Source organism: Methanocaldococcus lauensis, from assembly GCF_902827225.1.
GTDB lineage: Archaea > AGJL01 > Methanococci > Methanococcales > Methanocaldococcaceae > Methanocaldococcus > Methanocaldococcus lauensis.
The window spans coordinates 188036-206802 of sequence record NZ_LR792632.1; the positions used below are offsets into that span (position 1 = coordinate 188036).

The 18767-nt window shown below is 29.1% G+C and carries 24 protein-coding genes; 18 read left to right on the top strand and 6 right to left on the bottom strand.

Annotation, left to right across the window (positions count from 1 at the left end; genetic code table 11):
* Positions 1-208: 208 nt before the first annotated feature.
* From KMP69_RS01100 to KMP69_RS01115, 4 genes are read right to left on the bottom strand one after another with little or no spacing between them, the layout of a single operon-like run.
* The gene (locus KMP69_RS01100; protein WP_214400135.1) at positions 209-1096 is read right to left on the bottom strand and encodes an RAMP superfamily CRISPR-associated protein; all 888 of its coding nucleotides are present in this window, start codon (positions 1094-1096) and stop codon (positions 209-211) included.
* Entirely contained in the window at positions 1093-1677 is a 585-nt protein-coding gene (locus KMP69_RS01105; protein WP_214400136.1) for a hypothetical protein, read from the bottom strand. Before KMP69_RS01105 ends, KMP69_RS01100 begins: the two co-directional genes overlap by 4 nt.
* The gene (locus KMP69_RS01110) at positions 1667-2311 is read right to left on the bottom strand and encodes a hypothetical protein (RefSeq protein WP_214400137.1); all 645 of its coding nucleotides are present in this window, start codon (positions 2309-2311) and stop codon (positions 1667-1669) included. The genes KMP69_RS01105 and KMP69_RS01110 overlap by 11 nt, the downstream gene beginning before the upstream one ends.
* A complete protein-coding gene (locus tag KMP69_RS01115; protein WP_214400138.1) occupies positions 2304-4580 on the bottom strand; it encodes a hypothetical protein in 2277 nt (758 codons plus the stop codon). The genes KMP69_RS01110 and KMP69_RS01115 overlap by 8 nt, the downstream gene beginning before the upstream one ends.
* 382 nt (positions 4581-4962) lie before the next feature.
* Here KMP69_RS01115 and cobQ point away from each other — a divergent pair, with 382 nt between their 5' ends.
* Together cobQ and KMP69_RS01125 are read left to right on the top strand one after the other, a co-directional pair.
* Positions 4963-6438 (top strand): cobyric acid synthase CobQ, encoded by a 1476-nt coding sequence (cobQ, locus tag KMP69_RS01120; RefSeq protein ID WP_214400139.1) that lies wholly within the window; start codon positions 4963-4965, stop codon positions 6436-6438.
* Between the two features lie 18 nt (positions 6439-6456).
* Positions 6457-7461, top strand: coding sequence for an ATP-binding protein (locus tag KMP69_RS01125; RefSeq protein WP_214400140.1), 1005 nt, complete (start codon positions 6457-6459; stop codon positions 7459-7461).
* Between the two features lie 13 nt (positions 7462-7474).
* Here the strand turns inward: KMP69_RS01125 and KMP69_RS01130 are convergent, their stop codons facing one another.
* Positions 7475-8068: a V4R domain-containing protein gene (locus KMP69_RS01130; protein WP_214400141.1), complete on the bottom strand. Its 594-nt coding sequence runs from the start codon at positions 8066-8068 to the stop codon at positions 7475-7477.
* Positions 8069-8213: 145 nt separating this feature from the next.
* Positions 8214-8588 (bottom strand): CBS domain-containing protein, encoded by a 375-nt coding sequence (locus KMP69_RS01135; RefSeq protein WP_214400713.1) that lies wholly within the window; start codon positions 8586-8588, stop codon positions 8214-8216.
* A gap of 135 nt (positions 8589-8723) precedes the next feature.
* On the opposite strand from KMP69_RS01135, the gene hdrC reads away from it, so the two are divergent.
* From hdrC to cooS, 16 genes are all read left to right on the top strand, one after another.
* Positions 8724-9311: a CoB--CoM heterodisulfide reductase subunit C gene (gene hdrC / locus KMP69_RS01140; protein WP_214400142.1), complete on the top strand. Its 588-nt coding sequence runs from the start codon at positions 8724-8726 to the stop codon at positions 9309-9311.
* Between the two features lie 20 nt (positions 9312-9331).
* A complete protein-coding gene (gene hdrB, locus KMP69_RS01145; protein ID WP_214400143.1) occupies positions 9332-10210 on the top strand; it encodes a CoB--CoM heterodisulfide reductase subunit B in 879 nt (292 codons plus the stop codon).
* A 61-nt stretch (positions 10211-10271) separates the two neighbouring features.
* Entirely contained in the window at positions 10272-10598 is a 327-nt protein-coding gene (locus KMP69_RS01150; protein ID WP_214400144.1) for a carboxymuconolactone decarboxylase family protein, read from the top strand.
* 28 nt (positions 10599-10626) lie between these two features.
* On the top strand, positions 10627-10977 hold the full coding sequence (locus KMP69_RS01155) for a desulfoferrodoxin family protein (protein ID WP_214400145.1): 351 nt from the start codon (positions 10627-10629) through the stop codon (positions 10975-10977).
* A 112-nt stretch (positions 10978-11089) separates the two neighbouring features.
* On the top strand, positions 11090-11251 hold the full coding sequence (locus KMP69_RS01160) for a rubredoxin (protein WP_214400146.1): 162 nt from the start codon (positions 11090-11092) through the stop codon (positions 11249-11251).
* Between the two features lie 10 nt (positions 11252-11261).
* Complete coding sequence (locus KMP69_RS01165) at positions 11262-11537, top strand: MTH865 family protein (RefSeq protein ID WP_214400147.1); 276 nt, start codon at positions 11262-11264, stop codon at positions 11535-11537.
* Positions 11538-11552: 15 nt separating this feature from the next.
* Positions 11553-12068 (top strand): ferritin, encoded by a 516-nt coding sequence (locus KMP69_RS01170; protein WP_214400148.1) that lies wholly within the window; start codon positions 11553-11555, stop codon positions 12066-12068.
* Positions 12069-12084: 16 nt separating this feature from the next.
* Positions 12085-12270, top strand: a complete 186-nt coding sequence (locus KMP69_RS01175) for a rubredoxin-like domain-containing protein (protein WP_214400149.1) — start codon at positions 12085-12087, stop codon at positions 12268-12270.
* Positions 12271-12298: 28 nt separating this feature from the next.
* The gene (locus KMP69_RS01180; protein ID WP_214400150.1) at positions 12299-12967 is read left to right on the top strand and encodes a peroxiredoxin; all 669 of its coding nucleotides are present in this window, start codon (positions 12299-12301) and stop codon (positions 12965-12967) included.
* Positions 12968-13008: 41 nt separating this feature from the next.
* Complete coding sequence (locus KMP69_RS01185; protein WP_214400151.1) at positions 13009-13248, top strand: rubredoxin; 240 nt, start codon at positions 13009-13011, stop codon at positions 13246-13248.
* A 27-nt stretch (positions 13249-13275) separates the two neighbouring features.
* A complete protein-coding gene (gene rbr / locus KMP69_RS01190; protein WP_214400152.1) occupies positions 13276-13863 on the top strand; it encodes a rubrerythrin in 588 nt (195 codons plus the stop codon).
* A gap of 14 nt (positions 13864-13877) precedes the next feature.
* On the top strand, positions 13878-14228 hold the full coding sequence (locus KMP69_RS01195) for a DsrE family protein (RefSeq protein ID WP_214400153.1): 351 nt from the start codon (positions 13878-13880) through the stop codon (positions 14226-14228).
* A 12-nt stretch (positions 14229-14240) separates the two neighbouring features.
* On the top strand, positions 14241-15413 hold the full coding sequence (locus tag KMP69_RS01200; protein WP_214400154.1) for an FprA family A-type flavoprotein: 1173 nt from the start codon (positions 14241-14243) through the stop codon (positions 15411-15413).
* Positions 15414-15515: 102 nt separating this feature from the next.
* Positions 15516-16112 (top strand): flavodoxin family protein, encoded by a 597-nt coding sequence (locus KMP69_RS01205; protein ID WP_214400155.1) that lies wholly within the window; start codon positions 15516-15518, stop codon positions 16110-16112.
* Between the two features lie 13 nt (positions 16113-16125).
* Positions 16126-16695 (top strand): archaeoflavoprotein AfpA, encoded by a 570-nt coding sequence (gene afpA / locus KMP69_RS01210; protein ID WP_214400156.1) that lies wholly within the window; start codon positions 16126-16128, stop codon positions 16693-16695.
* A 184-nt stretch (positions 16696-16879) separates the two neighbouring features.
* Entirely contained in the window at positions 16880-18754 is a 1875-nt protein-coding gene (gene cooS / locus KMP69_RS01215; RefSeq protein WP_214400157.1) for an anaerobic carbon-monoxide dehydrogenase catalytic subunit, read from the top strand.
* Positions 18755-18767: the final 13 nt, after the last annotated feature.

Genomic DNA, 18767 nt, shown 5'->3' on the forward strand with positions numbered 1-18767 from the left:
AATCAGATATTATGGATAGAAATTAGTCATCTTTCCCATATAACTCAATATACTGCTCTTACTGTTAAAATCAGACCATAGTGAGATTGAAATAATTCTGTAACATAGATACTGACTATAATGCCAGCATATCCATCATTTAATTCAAAAGTAAGAATTTAAAGTAAAATGCAAAATAAAGATATAATTAGAATATATTCATTAATCCTCACTCACTTAATATACTAACACTGACTTTCCCAGCTCCTCTACTTTTTTGTCCCCCTAGTATTCTTATATTTTGTATTGCGGGAATTAATATCTCCTCAATTAAAATTTTTGCTTTTTGTTCTTTATTCTTTTCTTCCCAATATTCAAGCCATTTGTCAATTACTACATCACTGATTTTTCTTGCATCCCCAAATTTAATACCTTGCATTTCAAGAATGGGGGTTGATAGTACAACCTCAATTTTTCCTTTAAAAACAGAACCTGGTTTTACTTGCTCACCTTCAACTTTTGCTCCCTTAGCAGCAGTTCCTGTCTTTCTATCAATTCTTATATTTGTCTGGTTTATTATATCAGATTCTCCCTCCATGATAAAATTTCCAACTCTTAAGAATCCCATAATTCCAGTAGCACCCATGAAATAACAAACTGGACATATTCCTAAATCACCAACATTTATCTTGTCTTCTTCAACTTTAATTTCACAATGTCCAACATACTTTTTTCCTTCCATTTTTCCTCTATACATCTTTAAGTTTAACAATTCTTGTTCTGCTTTTGTTGGATTTGGAGAAGGTATGCAAGGTTTTAATACGTCTTTCTTATCATCAGGAATATTAAATTTCTCGGCAAATTTTTCAATATTATTAATAAATAATAACTCCAACTGATGTCTTAGAGCTCCTTTAAAACTACTTGCAGGTATTGCAGGTTTTCCTTTTATTTTAAATATTGGTGCTTTCTTTTCACTAAGTGGTGAGGGAGTTGCTCCAATATGTAAAAAGCTATCTTCACAAACCTCTATTTTTATTGGAATCTCTAATACTTTAGCCCATCCTAAGGAGTTTTCTTTAAGTTCTATTTTTCTATCCCCCACATTTATTTTCATTTTATTACCTCCCAATATTTTGTTAGTGAATTAAGTTTTCTAACAAAAAATGCTATTTTTTCTCTTGGAACTCCTGCATCATACAATTCTACAACATAATTAAGAACTTTTTCTAATGCACGATTTCTTGGGAATTGAGATTTTTTTATTTTGTCCATAAAGTACTCTATAACAATTGATTTATCATATCTTTCAATAACCTTGCCATAATCGTTCATATTTGGTAAATAGCATTCTACAAGTCCATACCATTCAAGAGTTTCAAATAATTGTTTTAAAAGATGTTGTTTATTATCGTATGCGTTTATTAGCCATTTTGCTCTTTTTTCTAATTCATCAATTTTTGTTTTCCTCCAATCATCAGCATTTTGCTCATTATATTTTATTTGATTAATTCTATCTTGAATCATTTTTTCGTATTCGTCTTTTTTACCATTTTTGAATAGTTCTCCAAGTTTTTTCCAATCATTTTCCTCAAAAAGTTTGGGAATATGTTCTTTTTTATGTGTATCATAAGGACTATCAAATATATCCCTATCATTCAAAACTTTCTTAAAGATTTCATCCATTTTACTCATCATAATACGTCCCCTCCCTATCTTTTAATAAGACATCTGGAGCTTTAACTAAACTTCCAGGGAATAATGCTCTTTTATAAACTCCACATACAAAATTCTTTGGCTTAAACAAATAACCATATATTGGGGAAATTATTTCAATTCCAAAATCTATGGCTTCATCCTCAAATAATTTAACATTTAGAAATCCTTGTTTTATTTCTGATTCAATTTCTTTAACATCTACAATTTTTGTCCATCCAAATCCCCTGCTTTTCAATGCTCCCATTTGAAATTCAACACTTTCCAATATCTCCTTATTTAATCCTTTTTCTTCTGCTTTTTTGATTGGAATATATACTTTTGCTTTAATTTTATCTCCATTCTTTGGTTTCAAATATTCGGTAAATATTGGCAACTTAGAAGTTTCAAAAACTCTATCTCTAACTGAATAAACAAATTCATCAAACTCGTAACTACCTTTCTCAAATATTCCCACTGCAGGAACTTCTACACCAAAATAGTGTTTTATCGCCCCCTCAATTGTAGATGAGGGTATTAATTCTTGACAAGGCCTATAAACTCCCCCTTTAATTCTCTCACCAATAATAATAGAATCAATTTCGAGATATAATTCAAGAAGTTTTATTTTATTCATTGGTATCCCCTATGATCCTATATAGATTCAAAATCTTAGAAGGAGCTATATTCTCTGAAAATAATTTATGAACTTCAGGATATTTCTTTCTATTATTGAAAATTTCTATTGTTAGGTATATTTCAGAATTCAATGAATTATCTAACTGAACGAGTTTGTATAAGAAAGAACTTGATTCAATATCATTGATTACTTTAAGTATCTTATAAACATCATCTTTTGTATATCTCTCAATAAATGCGTTATGTTTTCTTATATTTAGGAAACTTTTTTCTTCTTTTTCAAAAAATCTCCAATGTTCTCTAATTGGATATTTTATATTTGCAATGCTTAAAGATAGACAAATTGGACAACAATCATCTCCCTTAACATCTGGGAAATATTTATTAAAAACTTCTAAATATGTTTCAATAATTTCCTTAGTCAATTTAGGAGAATATTTAAATACTCCCAATTCATTATAATCTGATATTGGCTTTTTAATATCATCTCTATCTTCAAATTTTTTCCAAAACTCTTTTAACATTTCTTCATAATCTTTATTAAAGTCAATTTGTGGTGCTAATGGTCTAAATTCATCTAAAGTCTTCTTTATATAATAATTAGGGTTGTTTATTTTTTCCTTTAAAAGTTTTAATTTATTTTCTTGTGATTCTAATTTTTTAATTTTCTTTTTAAGATTTTTAAGTTTATTTTTAAGATTTTTAATTTCTTGAGACAATTCGTTTAGTCTATTAGTTACTTCTTCAGTTCTACAACCTTTTTTAACTTTATTAATTAACATTTTTTGCTCTTTCTCTTTTTCCTTTAATTCATTTTGTTTTTCCTCAACTTTATCTATTTCCGATTTAATTGAATAATATCTTTTATTTACATCATCAAAAATTTTTGGATATATCCACTCAATATAATCTTCAAACGCTTTTATTAACCATTCTTCTAATTTTCTTTGGTCTATTGAAAACTTAAACCAACCAACCTTAACTCCTTCTTTTTCCCATATTTTTGCATATTCTTCAAATGGATCCCCCATATTTCTAATTTCCCAACATTTATCACATATCCATTCTTTAATATTTTCTTTTTCTCGTTCTATACCTTTTCTTTGCTGACATATATCACAGATTGGAGGATTTAATTCATTAGGCATATCTGGTAAAAGATATTTCTTATAAATTTTGGCATCTATATCATTTGCATTTGATTTTCTCATTTTATGTATTTTTTTATCTAACGTTGATTCAAGCAACTTTAACTTTGATATAATTTCATCCACTTCAATATAAAATCCATAATCCAAAAATTTATTAAATATTTCATTTAAATCTTGATTTAATGGTAAAAACAACATAACAAAATCTGATGTAGCAAATAATACTTCATCCTTAAAATTATTTGTGAGATGTTCTATAAGTTCTTTTCTTTTTTTTACTAAGTTTATGTCCTGTAATCTAACAAACGAATGAGGAAACTTAATCCAACATTTTACTAACCTCCATTCCCATTTAGTTTCAGCATCATTAATTGTATTAACTTTTTTATCTTCATATTCAACTGTCATCGAGCCATCAGATTCTATATTAAAATTTGTATTTCTTTTTAAAATACGATATATTTTACCAACTAATTCAATATGGGTATAAAGAGAAGTTATATTTCTTAAAATACTTTTATCTTCTGGAGTTAAAAGAAGATTCTCTTTATATTTGTTTAAAAATTCCTCTCCAGCTATACAATTGTCAATTTCATTAAATACGGTTTTTAAATCATTAATACTCCTAAATTTAGCCCAGTATTTTCCAGTTTTTTCCATATTAATATAGAATTTAGTATTCCAAAGTTTATAAATCCCTTTATACTCTTTATCTTTTTTATCTGAATAAGAATCTCCAAATAAATCATTATATTTAAGTTTTATATTGCTTAATTCTTCGAATTCATTATTATCGCTAATTGCTCTTGAGATAGACGAAGCTATGTGATCTGCGAGGATTAATAAAAATACATCATATCTATATTTTTCAGGTATATCATCCCATTCTTTTATATCCTTATATACTTTAATTTCATGGTGATATTGTCCCCACCATGATGGTGATGATGGCTTAGTAAAAGAATAACCATTATTCTGTAATTCCTGAAAGTTAAAATCAATAAAACAATGGCTTTTCCAAGATTTTCCAATAATTTTCTTAATTTCGTCCTTAACTTTATCATCAACAAGCTTTCCAATATCATGCAATTCTGGAATGAATTCTTTGTCTGTCATATTCCCCCCACAAGTACTTAGCAAATGCAGTAAATTCCTATAATATTATTATTTTTTATTTTTATTTATATATCTTTGTATATTTTTTTATTTTTATTTTTTATACCTTAGTTTTTATCAAATGAGTAAATATATGGATTTAACAATAAAGATGATTCATTGTATATTATTGATACTGAAAGTGTTAGGCATGTTAATAGTTATTCAACCCCTTAAATTTATTATAAATATGAGTATGCTAAATAACATAACATAATAACAAAGTTACATAATATGATAACTTCAAAATAATAGCAAATATTTAAATCTTTGTTGAATATTGGAGTGGATAATCCATAACCTAAAATTTTAGTTTTTGATTATAAAACCTTTGGTGACTCAAATGGCAAAGTTTATAATGGTAGTTGGAACATCATCCAACAGTGGAAAAACTACAATAGCTGCAGGATTGTGTAGGCTTTTAGCAAATAAAGGTTATAAAGTAGCCCCATTTAAATCTCAAAATATGAGTTTAAATTCAAGAGTAACAAAAGAAGATGGAGAAATTGCAATGGCTCAATATACACAAAGTTTAGCATCCAGAGTAGAACCATCTGTTCATTTTAATCCAATACTATTAAAACCAAAAGGAAATTTTATTTCACAGGTTATAGTTCATGGAAAGGTTTATAAAGATATGGATTATAACGAATATAGAAGAAATAAAAATTTCTTTTTGAAAAAAATTAAAGAAAGTTTGGAAATTCTAAATAAGGAGTATGACTATGTTGTTATGGAAGGTGCAGGAAGTTGCTGTGAAATAAATTTATTAAAGGATGATATAGCAAATCTAAGAATTGCAGAAATGGTTAATGCTAATGCAATTTTAGTTGCAGACATTGATAGAGGAGGAGTTTTCGCCTCAATCTATGGAACTATAAAACTACTCCCAAAAAAATGGAGAAATCTTATTAAAGGTATTATAATAAATAAATTTAGGGGAAATATTGATGTTTTAAAAGATGGAATTGAGAAGATTGAAGAATTAACGGGAATTCCAGTTTTAGGCGTTATGCCTTATGATGAAAATCTTGTATTACCAGAGGAAGATAGTCAGGCATTACAAAACATAAGAAGTTTTGGAAATGCTAAGAGTGGAGTTGAAGTTAATGTTGTTAGATTTTCAAAAATATCTAATTTTACTGACTTAGACCCTTTAAGATACGACGCATTAATAAAATTTATTGACTTCAAAGATGATATTTCTGGGGATATTTTAATTCTCCCAGGATCAAGAAGTTCAACGAAAGAGGCATATTATTTAAAAGAAAATAATTTTGATGAAAAGATTTTAGAATTTTTAAAAGATGGTGGAATAGTTATTGGAATATGTGGAGGCTATCAAGTTTTAGGGAAAAAACTCATTGATAAAGATTTTAAAGAGTCAGATATTGGAAGTATCGAAGGTTTAAATATTTTTGACGCTAAAACATACTTTGGAAATGACAAGGTCGTTAAAAACTCTTATGGTTATTTGGATATAGATGATAAAACATTTAAAGTTTGTGGTTATGAGATTCACGAAGGAATTACATACAGTAAAGAAAAACCATTAATAAAAATCGAAAGAGGTTTTGGAAACTGTGGTAATGGATTTGATGGCTCAATTAAAAAAATTGGTGATGGTTTAGTTATAGGAACTTACTTCCATGGAATTTTTGAAAATTGTGAATTTAGAAATTACATTATTAATAAAATTAGAGAGAAAAAAGGTTTAGAGAAAATTGAAGGAGATTTATATAAAGATAGCATAGAAAAAAGTTTAAACTACTTTGCCAAAGTTTTAGAAAAAAATGTGGATTTATCTCAAATAATTTAGTTTTTTAGAGGGATTAATATGATCAATTTAAGAGAATTAAAAAAATATGCAAATCCATTTTTTTTAACAATAAGAAAGGACAAAATTTTAGTCAATAATAAAAGAATGGCAAGATTATCAAGAACTAAAATGAACAAAATTGAGGAGGATTTTGGAATTCCAGTAATTTATTCAAAAACTTATGAATATGTCTCTACAAAAGTTGGGAGATTTATCAATAGGCATAAGATTATATCCCCAAGAGATGTAATTATTGTTGGGCTTAGTGGAGGTAAAGATAGTTTATTATTATTACATCTTTTAGAAGTTTATAGAAGGAAGTATGGAATAAAGTTAATAGCGGTTACTGTTGATGTCAATATAGGTGGAGTGAGACCTTGGAAAGAAGATAGTGAGGGGGTTAAATTAATAAAACACCACTGTGAAATGCTAAATATTCCTCATCTATTGTTAAAAAGTGATTTAGATGTAGTTGAACTCTCAGAAATTTTAACAAAAACTTCTAAAGGGATGGAATTTTCTCCTTGCTTTTCTTGTTCTGTAATTAAAAGGCATTTATTAGGAAAATTAGCAAAAGAAATCTCTGAAAAAGAAAATATTCCTTACGAGAAAGTTAAAATAGCTTATGGACATAATTTAGATGATAATTCAGATACAATTTTAGCAAATATCTTTAAAGGAGAGAGATTAAAGTTTATGAGACCTTTAACAAAATTTAAGAGTAATGTAGTTAATTATAAAGATTTAAAGATTCAGTTAGAGGAATGTATAATAATTAGACCCATGCTTCCAGTATTGGAGGAGGATATAATAAAGGCTCTTGAGGAGTGTAATATAGAGTATTACAAAGATAAAGATATTTGCCCATATAGTAGAGATAGAGGAGATAGCATTAGGAGAAGATGTCACGAGATTTTAGAAAAATTGGAAGAAGAGATTCCAAATATTAGAGAGATGGTAGTAAGTTCTGCAATAAAAACAGTTGAATTTTATAGTAAAAATCCTTACAACATTGAGGAATAAATTTAATTATTAATTATTTTTTATTTTTTATTATTTCAATCTCGAAATAACAGGCATCATAACCCTGAGCCATACACTTTATTTCATTAACCACAACAGTTTTTTTTAATATGCACTCCATAGCCCCAGCAAGTAGTCCAGCATCAAAGTGACACATTGGCTCTTTTTCCTCTAAGCCACCACACATTGCACATTCTTTAACTTTAATAATTAATGGTTTTCTACTTTCAATTTCTAATATTCCTAAATTATTTTTTCTAAAAAATTTTTTTAACTCTCTAAAATTCTTTGGCTCTAAGAATTTACCAAATTCATATCCCATTTCATATAAAGTTATCTCTGAACCCCTCTCCTTAATCTTTTTCATTAATATATAAATCATAATTCTAAAAATCTCTAATGGAATGTATCCTTTGATCTTTCTATCTGTATATTTTTCCTCATCAAATGTCATTTTTTCTCTATTGAATCCTTTTTTTAAATGTTCAACAACCTCACAAACTAATTCATCGTCATTTGGAAATTTATTGCCAATATTATCCTCTTTACATAAAATATCTTCAAAAAATTCTCCCAACTCTTTATTAAATTTTAGATGAATCTGCATAAATATCACCTCATAAACTATAAAAATTAAAGTAAATTATATTTTTATTTTAAAGATAATAATCTTTGTCATCCTATTTTCGTATAAAATAGTCAAAAAATTTACGAATTTTGAAAAAATTTAGAAAAATTTTAAAAGAGATAATCTATTTTTTAATTAGTTTATCTTTATATTTAAATAAATCAAAAATACTTAAAGTTCCTACGAGTTCCTCTTTATCATTAATAACAGGATAAGCAATTATTTCATTATTAACCATTTCATCTATCAATTCATTAGTTAATTCATCATTTTCATTTAAAATTTTTATTTCATCAATTAATAACATCAAATCTTCAATTTTTGAATGCTTACATCCTGCAAGTAGATCCAGGGCAGTAATCCATCCAACTAATTTACCATCTTCTACAACTGGTGCATAATATTTTCCTTCTTTATATAATAATTGAACAACCTCTCCACCAATATCATTTGGAGAAACAACTATTGGATTTTTGTTCATAACATCTTTAATTTTCATATTTTCAACCTCCATATAATAAACAATAATAATTCTAATAAGTTCTAATTTATAAATAAATATTATAAAAGAATAACAAAATATAAATATTATAAAAGAATAGAATAAGTTAAAGATATGTTGTGGTGAATTAAAATGGTCTTAAAAACTAATGAAATATTTGATAATAACTTTATAAATGAAATAATAAATACAGGTAAAGACATTTTAGATGAAAATCATGTTGCTTCTTTTAAAGCATGCTATCAATGTGGAACTTGTACTGGTAGTTGTCCTAGTGGTAGAATAACAGCATTTAGAACAAGAAAATTAATAAGATATGCTCAATGTGGTATGAGAAAATTTGCTGTGGAAAGTGAAGATTTATGGATGTGCACTACATGTTATGAATGCTACGAAAGATGTCCAAGAGAAGTAAAAATAACTGATATTATTAAAATCATTAGAAATATTGCTGCAAGAGAAGGCAGAATGGCTGAACCTCATAAAAAAACTGCTCTATATGTATTTAAAACTGGGCATGCAGTTCCAATAAATGATAAAATAAAAGAAGCAAGAAAATCTATTGGTTTACCTGAAATTCCTCCAACAACACATAAATATCCAGAAGTATTAGAGATTATAAGAGGTATTATGATTGATTTAAAATTTTGTGATATGGTAGGTATCTGCACAGAGACTATGGAATTAAAACCAATACAATGGAAAGATATGTCAGAATAAATATAATTAGGTGAAGTATTATGGAATTTGTTTTTTTCTTAGGATGTATTGCTCCTAATAGATACCCAGGAATTGAAAAAGCAACATACATTGCATTAGAAAAATTGGGAATAAAATTACATCCCTTTGAAAAAGCATCCTGTTGTCCTGCTCCAGGGGTATTTGGTTCTTTCGATTTAAAGACATGGCTTACACTTGCCGCGAGAAACTTGTGCGTTGCCGAAGAAATGGGATTAGATATATTAACAATATGTAATGGGTGCTATGGTTCTTTATTTGAAGCAAATCATATTCTTAAAGATAATGAAAAAGCTCGAAAGTTTGTTAATGAAATTTTATCAAAATATGGATTAGAATATAAAGGGACCGTTAAAGTTAGACATTTACCTGAAGTATTATATTTTGATTTAGGGGTAGATGCAATAAGAGAAAAGGTAAAAAAACCTTTAAATATAAATGTTGCAGTTCATTATGGTTGTCATTACTTAAAACCAACTGATATAAAAAAGTTAGAAAGCTCTGAAAGGCCTAAATCTTTTGATGAACTTGTTGAAGCACTCGGAGCTAAATCAATAAATTATAAAGATAAAAATATGTGTTGTGGAGCAGGAGGAGGTGTTAGAGCAAGAAATCTTGATGTTGCTTTAAAAATGACTGAAATGAAATTAAAAAATATAAAAGAAGCAGGTGCAGATTGTATTACTGATGTTTGTCCATTCTGTCACTTGCAGTTTGATAGAGGACAAGTAGAAATAAAAGAAAAGTTTGGTAAGGAATACAATGTTCCAGTAATACACTATTCTCAACTGTTAGGATTATCTATGGGTATGTCACCAAAAGATGTTGCTTTGGATTTACATTTTGTCTCAACTGACAAACTCATCGAAAAGCTTAAATAGATGTAAGAATATAAAATTATATGTCTAAAGTTAAAAAACAATTGATTTTTTGGGTGTTATTATGAAAAATGAAGTTTTCTATGGGGAGGGAATGAAAGTTGTCAAAGAAAAATATCCTGATTTGTATGAGGTAATAGTTAAATTAAACGATGTAGCATACACTGGAAAAGTTTTAGATTACAAAACGCAAAAATTAATTGCTATAGCAATTGTTGCTGCAAAATGTGATGAAATTGCCACAAAAAAACAGATGATAAGTGGAATTAAAGAATTAGGTATTACAAAAGAAGAAATTATAGATGCTTTAAAAGTTGTATTATTAACAAGTGGTATGCCAGCATTTACAAAGGCTATGAGAATTTTAAATGAAATTGAAAAAGAATTATAAAATATTAATAATGTGGGGGAGGGACATTATGAACTATTTTTGCAGAATAAATAGGATAAAAGAGGGCAACGATTTTGAAAAAAAGCACACTCCTTTTATTGAATGTCCAGACATTGTTAAAAGTGAAGAGTATTTTGAAGTTAAAATTTCTCCTGGAATTCCTCATCCTATGGAAGATAGTCATTTTATTCAATGGATTGAGTTATTTATGGGAGATATTTATTTAGCGAGGGTAGATTTTACACAATTTATGAAGCCAGAGGTAAAGTTAATGGTAAAAGCTCCTTCAGAAGGTCATGAAAAATTTACCTTAAAGGCTTTGATGAGATGTAACTTACATGGAGTGTGGGAATATATAAAAGAGATTAAATTAGAATAATTTCTTTAATTTTTTAACGAATTTAGTCAGGTTAAGTATATGTATCAAAATTATAATAAAATCATAATAGCATAATATCAATCGACAATAAAAAGGTTAAAAAGGTGAAAAAATGGCAAAATATCAATGTATGTGCGGTTGGATTTATGATGAAGATGTGGGGGAACCTTCTCAAAATATACCTCCTGGAACAAAATTTGAAGATTTACCTGATACATTTAGATGTCCACAATGTGGATTAGGAAAAAACGCTTTTAGAAAGATAGAAGAATAGGTGATAAACTATGATAACAACAAACCATCCACTATATGAGGCTTTGAAAGATATTCAAGACTTTAAATTAAGATTAGTAGAGTACTTCAAAGATAAAGATGTTTTTCCTATAAAAAGTAAAGTAGAATTAGCTGAAGCATTACCTTGTGATTTATCATTGCCTTGCGGAACTATTGAGGCAGGAGAGTTGGTTAAACTATTGACAGATAACGACTTTCCAATAAAAGATGCAGAAGATTTAGCAATGAAATTAGCAAATAAATGTCTAATTGAAAAGAAAGAATAAGTTGGTGAATATAGGATGATTAAAGAAAATATCTTAAATGCCTTAAATAAACAAATAAATAAAGAATTTTACTCAGCATATCTCTATTTATCCATGTCAGCCTATGCGGAATCTCTTGGTTTAAAAGGATTCGCCCAGTGGTTTAAAGTTCAAAGTCAGGAAGAATTAGATCATGCAATGAAGATATATAGTTATGTTATAGAAAGGGGTGGGAGAGTAAAATTATATGCCATAGAAAAACCAAAAAATGATTGGATGTCAATTATTGAAGTGTTCGAAGATGGATACAAACATGAACAACTCATGACCGAATCAATAAACAATTTAATGGATTTGGCAGTTTCTGAAAAGGACTACGCAACAGTAAATTTCCTACAATGGTTTGTAAATGAACAAGTTGAAGAAGAGGCATCTTTTTCAGAAATTTTAGACAAATTAAAATTAATTGGTGATGATAAAAGAGGATTATTTATGCTCGATAAAGATCTTGGACAGAGAGTATATACTTCTCCAATAACAGAGAAAATTTAATTCTTTAGGTGAAAATATGACTTGGTGGAAGTGTTCAAATTGTGGTTATGTTTTTGAAGCAGACAAACCTCCAGAAAAATGTCCAAATTGTGGAGCTAAATGTACATTTTATGATGTAACCTGCTACACTCCTGAGTGTGGATTTAAAGGTTACGATCCTAAATTAGTTGCAAGAAATCCAAATGAAGAAAGTAAATTATAAATATTAAAATATTTAGAGGTGAGAAAATATGTGTGAAGGAAAAATGCCAGTTATTGGAGAGAAATTTCCAGAAGTAGAAGTTAAAACCACTCATGGAACTATTAAATTACCAGATTATTATGTAGAAAAAGGTAAATGGTTTGTATTATTTAGCCATCCCGCTGATTTTACCCCAGTTTGTACAACTGAATTCGTTGGGTTTCAAAAAAGATATGATGAATTTAGAAAATTAAATACTGAATTAATTGGTTTAAGTATCGACCAAGTATTCAGCCACTTAAAATGGACTGAGTGGATTAAAGAAAAATTAAATGTAGAAATTGAATTCCCAATAATTGCTGATGATAGAGGGGAATTAGCAGAGAAATTAGGAATGATAAGTCCATACAAAGGAGATAACACAGTTAGAGCAGTTTTTGTCGTAGATAACAAAGGAATTATTAGAGCTATAATTTACTATCCACAAGAAGTTGGTAGAAACTTAGATGAAATCGTAAGGTTAGTTAAAGCATTACAAGTTTCTGACGAAAAAGGAGTAGCAATGCCTGCAAACTGGCCAGAAAACGACATAATTGGAGATAAAGTAATAATTCCACCGGCATCATCATTAGAAGAAATTAAGAAAAGAAAAGAGGCCTGTGAAAAAGGAGAAATTGAATGCTTAGATTGGTGGTTCTGCTATAAAAAGTTAGATTAATCCAAATTTTTTATTTTTAAATTTTATTGAGGCTGATAACCATGGTAGAACTTAAAATTGCCTGTAAATTAGATGGTACTTGTGAAAAACCAAAATATAGAAAATATAGATGTAGAGTTTGTGGATGGGTATATGATCCATTAAAAGGAGATCCTTCTCAAAACATACCACCAAAGACCCCATTTGAAGAACTTCCAGACGATTGGGTTTGTCCAGTTTGCAGAGGAAAAGTAGGTAAAGAATACTTTGAACCATTAGATGAATGGGTAGAATTCGATTAAAATATTTATTATTTTTGGTGAATTCTTATGAAACAAACTTTAATAAACTTAATAAAGGCATATATTGGAGAGAGTTTAGCAAGGAATAGATATACCTGCTATGCAAAAATTGCAAAAAATGAAGGTTATGAAATTATATCTGATATATTTTTATTAACTGCTGAAAATGAGAGAGAACATGCTAAATGGCTATATTACCTAATAACTGAATTGAAAATGAAATATAACATTAATGAAAATTCAATAAAAGTTGATAATGTAGAAGTTCCTATTGTTTTAGGTAATACTGCTGAAAATCTAAAGGCTTCAATTGAAGGAGAACATTATGAATATACAGAAATGTATCCAAAGTTTGCAGAAATCGCAGAAAAAGAGGGATTAAAAGATATTGCTGAAAGATTGAGAGCAATTGCAATAGCAGAAAAGCATCACGAAGAGAGATTTAAAAAATTGTTAAAAGAACTTGAAAACGGAACATTATATAAGAAAAATGAAAATGTAGAATGGGTTTGTAAAAAATGCGGCTATGTTCATGTAGGAAATGAACCACCAGAAGAATGTCCTTCATGTTCTCATCCAAGAAAATACTTTATGGTTAAATGCGAAAAATATTAAAGTGGGGGATAAAGATGAAAGTTGCATTTTTAATTTTCTCATATTTACATAAAAACAGTCCAAACATTCCAGTAATGTTTCATACATTGTTATTTGCAAATGAGTTAAAAGAAAAAGGAGATGTAGTGAAGATTATATTAGAAGGAGAAGGGGTTTTATGGGCAAAGGATTTATTAAGTGAGAACCATCCATTGAAAAATCACTTTGAAAAATTAAAAGATGACTTTGTAGTTTGTGAAGCATGTGCAAGTATGTTTAACATTAAAAATGAAATTGAAGGAAAATTAAAGTTAGAAAATGATCTATTTGGACATATAAGTTTAAAGAAATATTTAGATGAAGGTTATCAAATCATTGAACTTTAAAAAGTGATTATTATGGTATTAGAAATTAAAAAAGATATATTTTGGGTTGGAGTAATTGATTGGGAAGTCAGAGATTTTCATGGATATATAACGCAGGATGGTTCTACATATAATTCATATTTAATAAAAGATAATAAAAATGTTTTAATAGATACTGCAAAAAGTTATATGTTTGATGAACTAATTGAAGGAATTAACAAAGTCATTAATCCTAAGGAAATTGACTATGTCGTTGTAAATCATGTGGAACCTGACCATAGCGGTTGTGTAGATAAGATTGTTAAACTCAGTGGAGCAACAGTAATTACGAATGAGAAGGGAAAGGAACATTTATCTTTATATTATGATACAGAAGGATGGGACTTTATTATTGTAGATACTGGAGATGAAATAAATATTGGAAACAGAACCTTAAAGTTTATAAAAACTCCAATGCTCCACTGGCCAGACAATATGCTAACATACTGTATAGAAGATAAAATTTTATTCTCTAATGATGCATTTGGGCAACATATTGCAACATCTGAAAGATTTGATTATGAAGTTGGAGACATAATTTTTGAATATGCAAAAGAGTACTTTGCAAATATATTAATGCCTTATAAAATGTTAATTCCTAATGCAATAAACTCCTTAAAAGATTTGGATATAGAACTTATCTGTCCTTCTCATGGAGTTATATGGAAAGAGATGAAAGATAAGATTATAAAAAAATATATTGATTGGGCAAGTGATAAAGTAGAAAATAAGGCTGTTATTGTTTATGACACAATGTATAATTCCACAAAGATGATGGCACATGCAATAGCCAACGGTTTGATGGAAAGGGGTGTAAATGTAAAAGTATATAGAATCTTAGAAACTCCTATGAATACAATTATCAGAGAGATGGTCGACGCTAAATATATACTCATTGGCTCTCCAACTCTAAATCAAAATATCCTGCCAAACATTGCTAAATTTTTAGCATATATGGAGGGATTAAGAATCACAAATAAAATAGGAGTTGCATTTGGTTCTTATGGATGGATGGAGATGGCTACTGAAAAAATAAAAGATGTTTTCAAAAAATTAAATTACAAGATAATTGAGGATGATTGTTTAAAAGTAAGATTTGCTCCAAAAAAAGAAGATTTAAAGAAATGTTATGAATTTGGTAAAAAATTGGCAGAAGAAGATTTATAATATTTAAAAATATTTAATCTTTTTTTATTTTTATTTTATTGTTTATTTTTTTATCTATATAATTTTTTATACTTTTAGTTACCTATAAATTGTGGTGAGAGTATGAAGGTTTTTGGAATCAGTGGAAGTCCAAGATTACAAGGAACTCATTTTGCAGTAAATTATGCCCTACAATATTTAAAAGATAAGGGAGTAGATGTTAGATACTTCTCTGTTCATAAAAAGAAAATAAATTTTTGCATTCATTGTGACTATTGTATAAAAAAGAAAGAAGGATGTATTCATAAGGATGATATGGAAGAGGTTTATAAAAACCTTATCTGGGCTGATGGGGTTATAATAGGAACTCCAGTTTATCAAGGAAATGTAACAGGGCAGTTAAAGACACTAATGGATAGATGCAGGGCTATCTTAGCTAAAGACCCTAAGATACTGAGAGGAAAAATTGGAATGGGTATTGCTATTGGTGGAGATAGAAACGGAGGACAAGAGATTGCTTTAAGAACAATACACGACTTTTTTATAATAAATGAGATGATTCCTGTGGGAGGGGGCTCTTTTGGTGCAAACTTAGGAGCTACATTTTGGTCTAAGGACAAAGGAAAAAAAGGAATTGAAGAAGATGAGGAAGGATTGAGAGTTTTAAGAAAAACACTTAAAAGATTCTATGATGTTTTAAAGGAAAAAGTAGAAGGATAAAAAGGGGATAATAATGTTAAGAATTGCTTGGGGAATTACTGGATGCGGAGATAAACTGCCAGAAGTTGTTGAAATAATGAGAGAATTAAAAAATAAATATAATTTAGATGTAGATGTTTATTTATCAAAAAATGCAAAGATTGTTGTAAAGTGGTATAAACTTTGGCAAGTTTTAGAGGATGAATTCTATGATTTAAGAGTTGAAGTCAATGCTAATGCTCCATTTTTAGTAGGTAAATTGCAAACTGGAAAATACGATTTATTTTTAGTAGCTCCTGCAACAGCAAACACAACTGCAAAAATTGCCTATGGAATTGCAGACACTTTAATAACTAACTCAGTGGCACAAGCAATGAAGGCAAGAGTCCCTGTCTATATATATCCACCAGACAATAAAAAAGGGGAAATAGAGACAATACTCCCGGGAAATAAAAAATTAACATTATACATAAGAGATGTAGATGTTGAAAATGTTGAGAGAATTAGAAGAATGGAAGGAATTGAAGTTCTATATAAGCCAGAGGATATAGAGAAGGTTATTTTAAAGCACATAGAAATGAAAAAACAGAAAGTAGAAAAATAAATTTTATTCCTATATTTTATTTTTATTTTTTAATCATTTAATCAATTAATTTGAATATATGAGTGAAATCTGAATATCGTTTTTATTAAACTCTTTAATGACTAATTTCGAACCGTTAATGATATTTATTCGTTACTATATTAATGATTATCGTAAGTTAAGTTAAAGAAACGTGGTGATATGTATGAAAAATTGCATTGCCGCAATTCCAGAAATTAAGGAGATGGTTGAAAAGGCAAAGTTAAAAGGGATAGAAACTCCTCACACAAGATTCCCAAATCAATTCCCAAAATGTCCTTATGGATTAAAGGGGGTTTACTGTATATTATGTGCTAACGGACCTTGTAGAATAACTGAAAAAACTCCTTATGGGGTTTGTGGAGCAACAGCAGATGTCATTGTAGCAAGAAACCTATGTAGAGCAGTTGCCGCTGGAACTTCTTGTTATGTCCACTGTGCTGAAAATGCCGCAAGAGCATTATTATCTGCTGGAAAAGGAGAAGGTTCTTATGAAATAAGAAATGAGAAAAAATTAAGATTCTTAGCAAAAAAACTTGGCTTTGATGCAAATAAAGATGCTAAGATGTTGGCTGTTGAAATTGCAGAGTTCATATTAGATGATATGTATAAACCAAGATGGGAAAAGAGTGAATTAGTCCCTAAATTATGTCCAGAAAAGAGATTAGAAGTATTTAAAAAGTTAGATATCCTTCCAGGAGGAGCAAAAGGAGAGATTGTTGATGCATTAACAAAGACTTCAACAAACTTAAACAGCAATCCAATGGATTTGTTGGTTCATTGCCTTAGATTAGGATTGCATGCTGGATTTACAGGGCTTTTAATGACATGTTGGTTAAATGACATATTATTTGGATCTCCAAAAATCACAGTTGTAGAAAATGGTTTCAGTTCAGTCAAACCAAACAATGTAAATATAATGATAACAGGACACCAGCATGCATTAATTCAGCCATTATGTGAGGCGGCAATGGATGAGGAATTAATAAAAATGGCAAAAGAAGCTGGAGCTGATAGTATAAAAATTATTGGGGCAACATGTAATGGGCAAGATATGGAGACAAGAATAGCCCATTTACCAGAGAGTTTTGTTGGTTACATAGCAAACAACTTTACAACAGAGCCATTGGTTGCTACTGGATTAATTGATGCTGTTGTTTCAGAATTTAACTGTACATTCCACGGCTTAAAGTTTGTTGCTGAAAAAACCAAAACAAAATTAATCTGTATTGATGATATGGCTTACATTGAAGGAGCTGAATATATCCCATGGGAGCCAGAAAATGCTTATGAAAAGGCAAAAGAAATCATTAAAAAGGCAATTGAAGCATTTAAAGAAAGAAAGAATATACAGAAGGATTACTACGATGAAAAAGTTAAATCAGTTGTTGGTGTTGGAGAAGAATCATTAGTTGAATTCTTAGGAGGTAGTGTAAAGCCATTAATTGATTTAATTGCTAATGGAAAGATTAAAGGAGTTGTTGGAGTTGTTGGATGCTCTAACTTAGCAAGTGGAGGACATGACAATATAATTGTTACATTAACAAAAGAGCTCATCAAGAGAGATATCTTAGTCTTAGCAGGTGGTTGTGTAAATAGCCCATTAAAACACGCTGGCTTATTTAACCCAGAAAGTGCTGAATTGGCAGGAGATAACTTAAAAGAAGTTTGTAAATCATTAGGAATTCCTCCAGTATTAAACTTTGGAGCATGTTTGAGTATTGCAAGAATTGAGCAAGTTGCTGTTGCAATTGCTGAAGAGTTAGGAGTTGATATTCCAGATTTACCAGTTGCAGCTTCAGCACCTCAGTGGTTAGAAGAGCAGGCATTGGCAGATGCAACCTATGCAATAGATATGGGTTTCACCGTCCATGTTTCACCAGTTCCATTCGTAACTGGCAGTGAATTGGTAACAAAAGTTTTAACATGCGATGTTGAGAGCTTAACAGGAGGAAGATTAATTCCAGAGCCAAACCCATACAAAGCCGCTGAGATATTAGAAAGTGTAATTATGGAGAAAAGGAAAAAACTCGGAATTTAATCTTTAATATTTT

Excerpts from the sequence above, each read along its gene's own strand:
- KMP69_RS01100 (WP_214400135.1), bottom strand. The coding sequence starts at position 1,096 with ATGAAAATAAATGTGGGGGATAGAAAAATAGAACTTAAAGAAAACTCC.
- KMP69_RS01105 (WP_214400136.1), bottom strand. The coding sequence starts at position 1,677 with ATGATGAGTAAAATGGATGAAATCTTTAAGAAAGTTTTGAATGATAGG.
- KMP69_RS01110 (WP_214400137.1), bottom strand. The coding sequence starts at position 2,311 with ATGAATAAAATAAAACTTCTTGAATTATATCTCGAAATTGATTCTATT.
- KMP69_RS01115 (WP_214400138.1), bottom strand. The coding sequence starts at position 4,580 with ATGACAGACAAAGAATTCATTCCAGAATTGCATGATATTGGAAAGCTT.
- cobQ (WP_214400139.1), top strand. The coding sequence starts at position 4,963 with ATGGCAAAGTTTATAATGGTAGTTGGAACATCATCCAACAGTGGAAAA.
- KMP69_RS01125 (WP_214400140.1), top strand. The coding sequence starts at position 6,457 with ATGATCAATTTAAGAGAATTAAAAAAATATGCAAATCCATTTTTTTTA.
- KMP69_RS01130 (WP_214400141.1), bottom strand. The coding sequence starts at position 8,068 with ATGCAGATTCATCTAAAATTTAATAAAGAGTTGGGAGAATTTTTTGAA.
- KMP69_RS01135 (WP_214400713.1), bottom strand. The coding sequence starts at position 8,588 with ATGAAAATTAAAGATGTTATGAACAAAAATCCAATAGTTGTTTCTCCA.
- hdrC (WP_214400142.1), top strand. The coding sequence starts at position 8,724 with ATGGTCTTAAAAACTAATGAAATATTTGATAATAACTTTATAAATGAA.
- hdrB (WP_214400143.1), top strand. The coding sequence starts at position 9,332 with ATGGAATTTGTTTTTTTCTTAGGATGTATTGCTCCTAATAGATACCCA.
- KMP69_RS01150 (WP_214400144.1), top strand. The coding sequence starts at position 10,272 with ATGAAAAATGAAGTTTTCTATGGGGAGGGAATGAAAGTTGTCAAAGAA.
- KMP69_RS01155 (WP_214400145.1), top strand. The coding sequence starts at position 10,627 with ATGAACTATTTTTGCAGAATAAATAGGATAAAAGAGGGCAACGATTTT.
- KMP69_RS01160 (WP_214400146.1), top strand. The coding sequence starts at position 11,090 with ATGGCAAAATATCAATGTATGTGCGGTTGGATTTATGATGAAGATGTG.
- KMP69_RS01165 (WP_214400147.1), top strand. The coding sequence starts at position 11,262 with ATGATAACAACAAACCATCCACTATATGAGGCTTTGAAAGATATTCAA.
- KMP69_RS01170 (WP_214400148.1), top strand. The coding sequence starts at position 11,553 with ATGATTAAAGAAAATATCTTAAATGCCTTAAATAAACAAATAAATAAA.
- KMP69_RS01175 (WP_214400149.1), top strand. The coding sequence starts at position 12,085 with ATGACTTGGTGGAAGTGTTCAAATTGTGGTTATGTTTTTGAAGCAGAC.
- KMP69_RS01180 (WP_214400150.1), top strand. The coding sequence starts at position 12,299 with ATGTGTGAAGGAAAAATGCCAGTTATTGGAGAGAAATTTCCAGAAGTA.
- KMP69_RS01185 (WP_214400151.1), top strand. The coding sequence starts at position 13,009 with ATGGTAGAACTTAAAATTGCCTGTAAATTAGATGGTACTTGTGAAAAA.
- rbr (WP_214400152.1), top strand. The coding sequence starts at position 13,276 with ATGAAACAAACTTTAATAAACTTAATAAAGGCATATATTGGAGAGAGT.
- KMP69_RS01195 (WP_214400153.1), top strand. The coding sequence starts at position 13,878 with ATGAAAGTTGCATTTTTAATTTTCTCATATTTACATAAAAACAGTCCA.
- KMP69_RS01200 (WP_214400154.1), top strand. The coding sequence starts at position 14,241 with ATGGTATTAGAAATTAAAAAAGATATATTTTGGGTTGGAGTAATTGAT.
- KMP69_RS01205 (WP_214400155.1), top strand. The coding sequence starts at position 15,516 with ATGAAGGTTTTTGGAATCAGTGGAAGTCCAAGATTACAAGGAACTCAT.
- afpA (WP_214400156.1), top strand. The coding sequence starts at position 16,126 with ATGTTAAGAATTGCTTGGGGAATTACTGGATGCGGAGATAAACTGCCA.
- cooS (WP_214400157.1), top strand. The coding sequence starts at position 16,880 with ATGAAAAATTGCATTGCCGCAATTCCAGAAATTAAGGAGATGGTTGAA.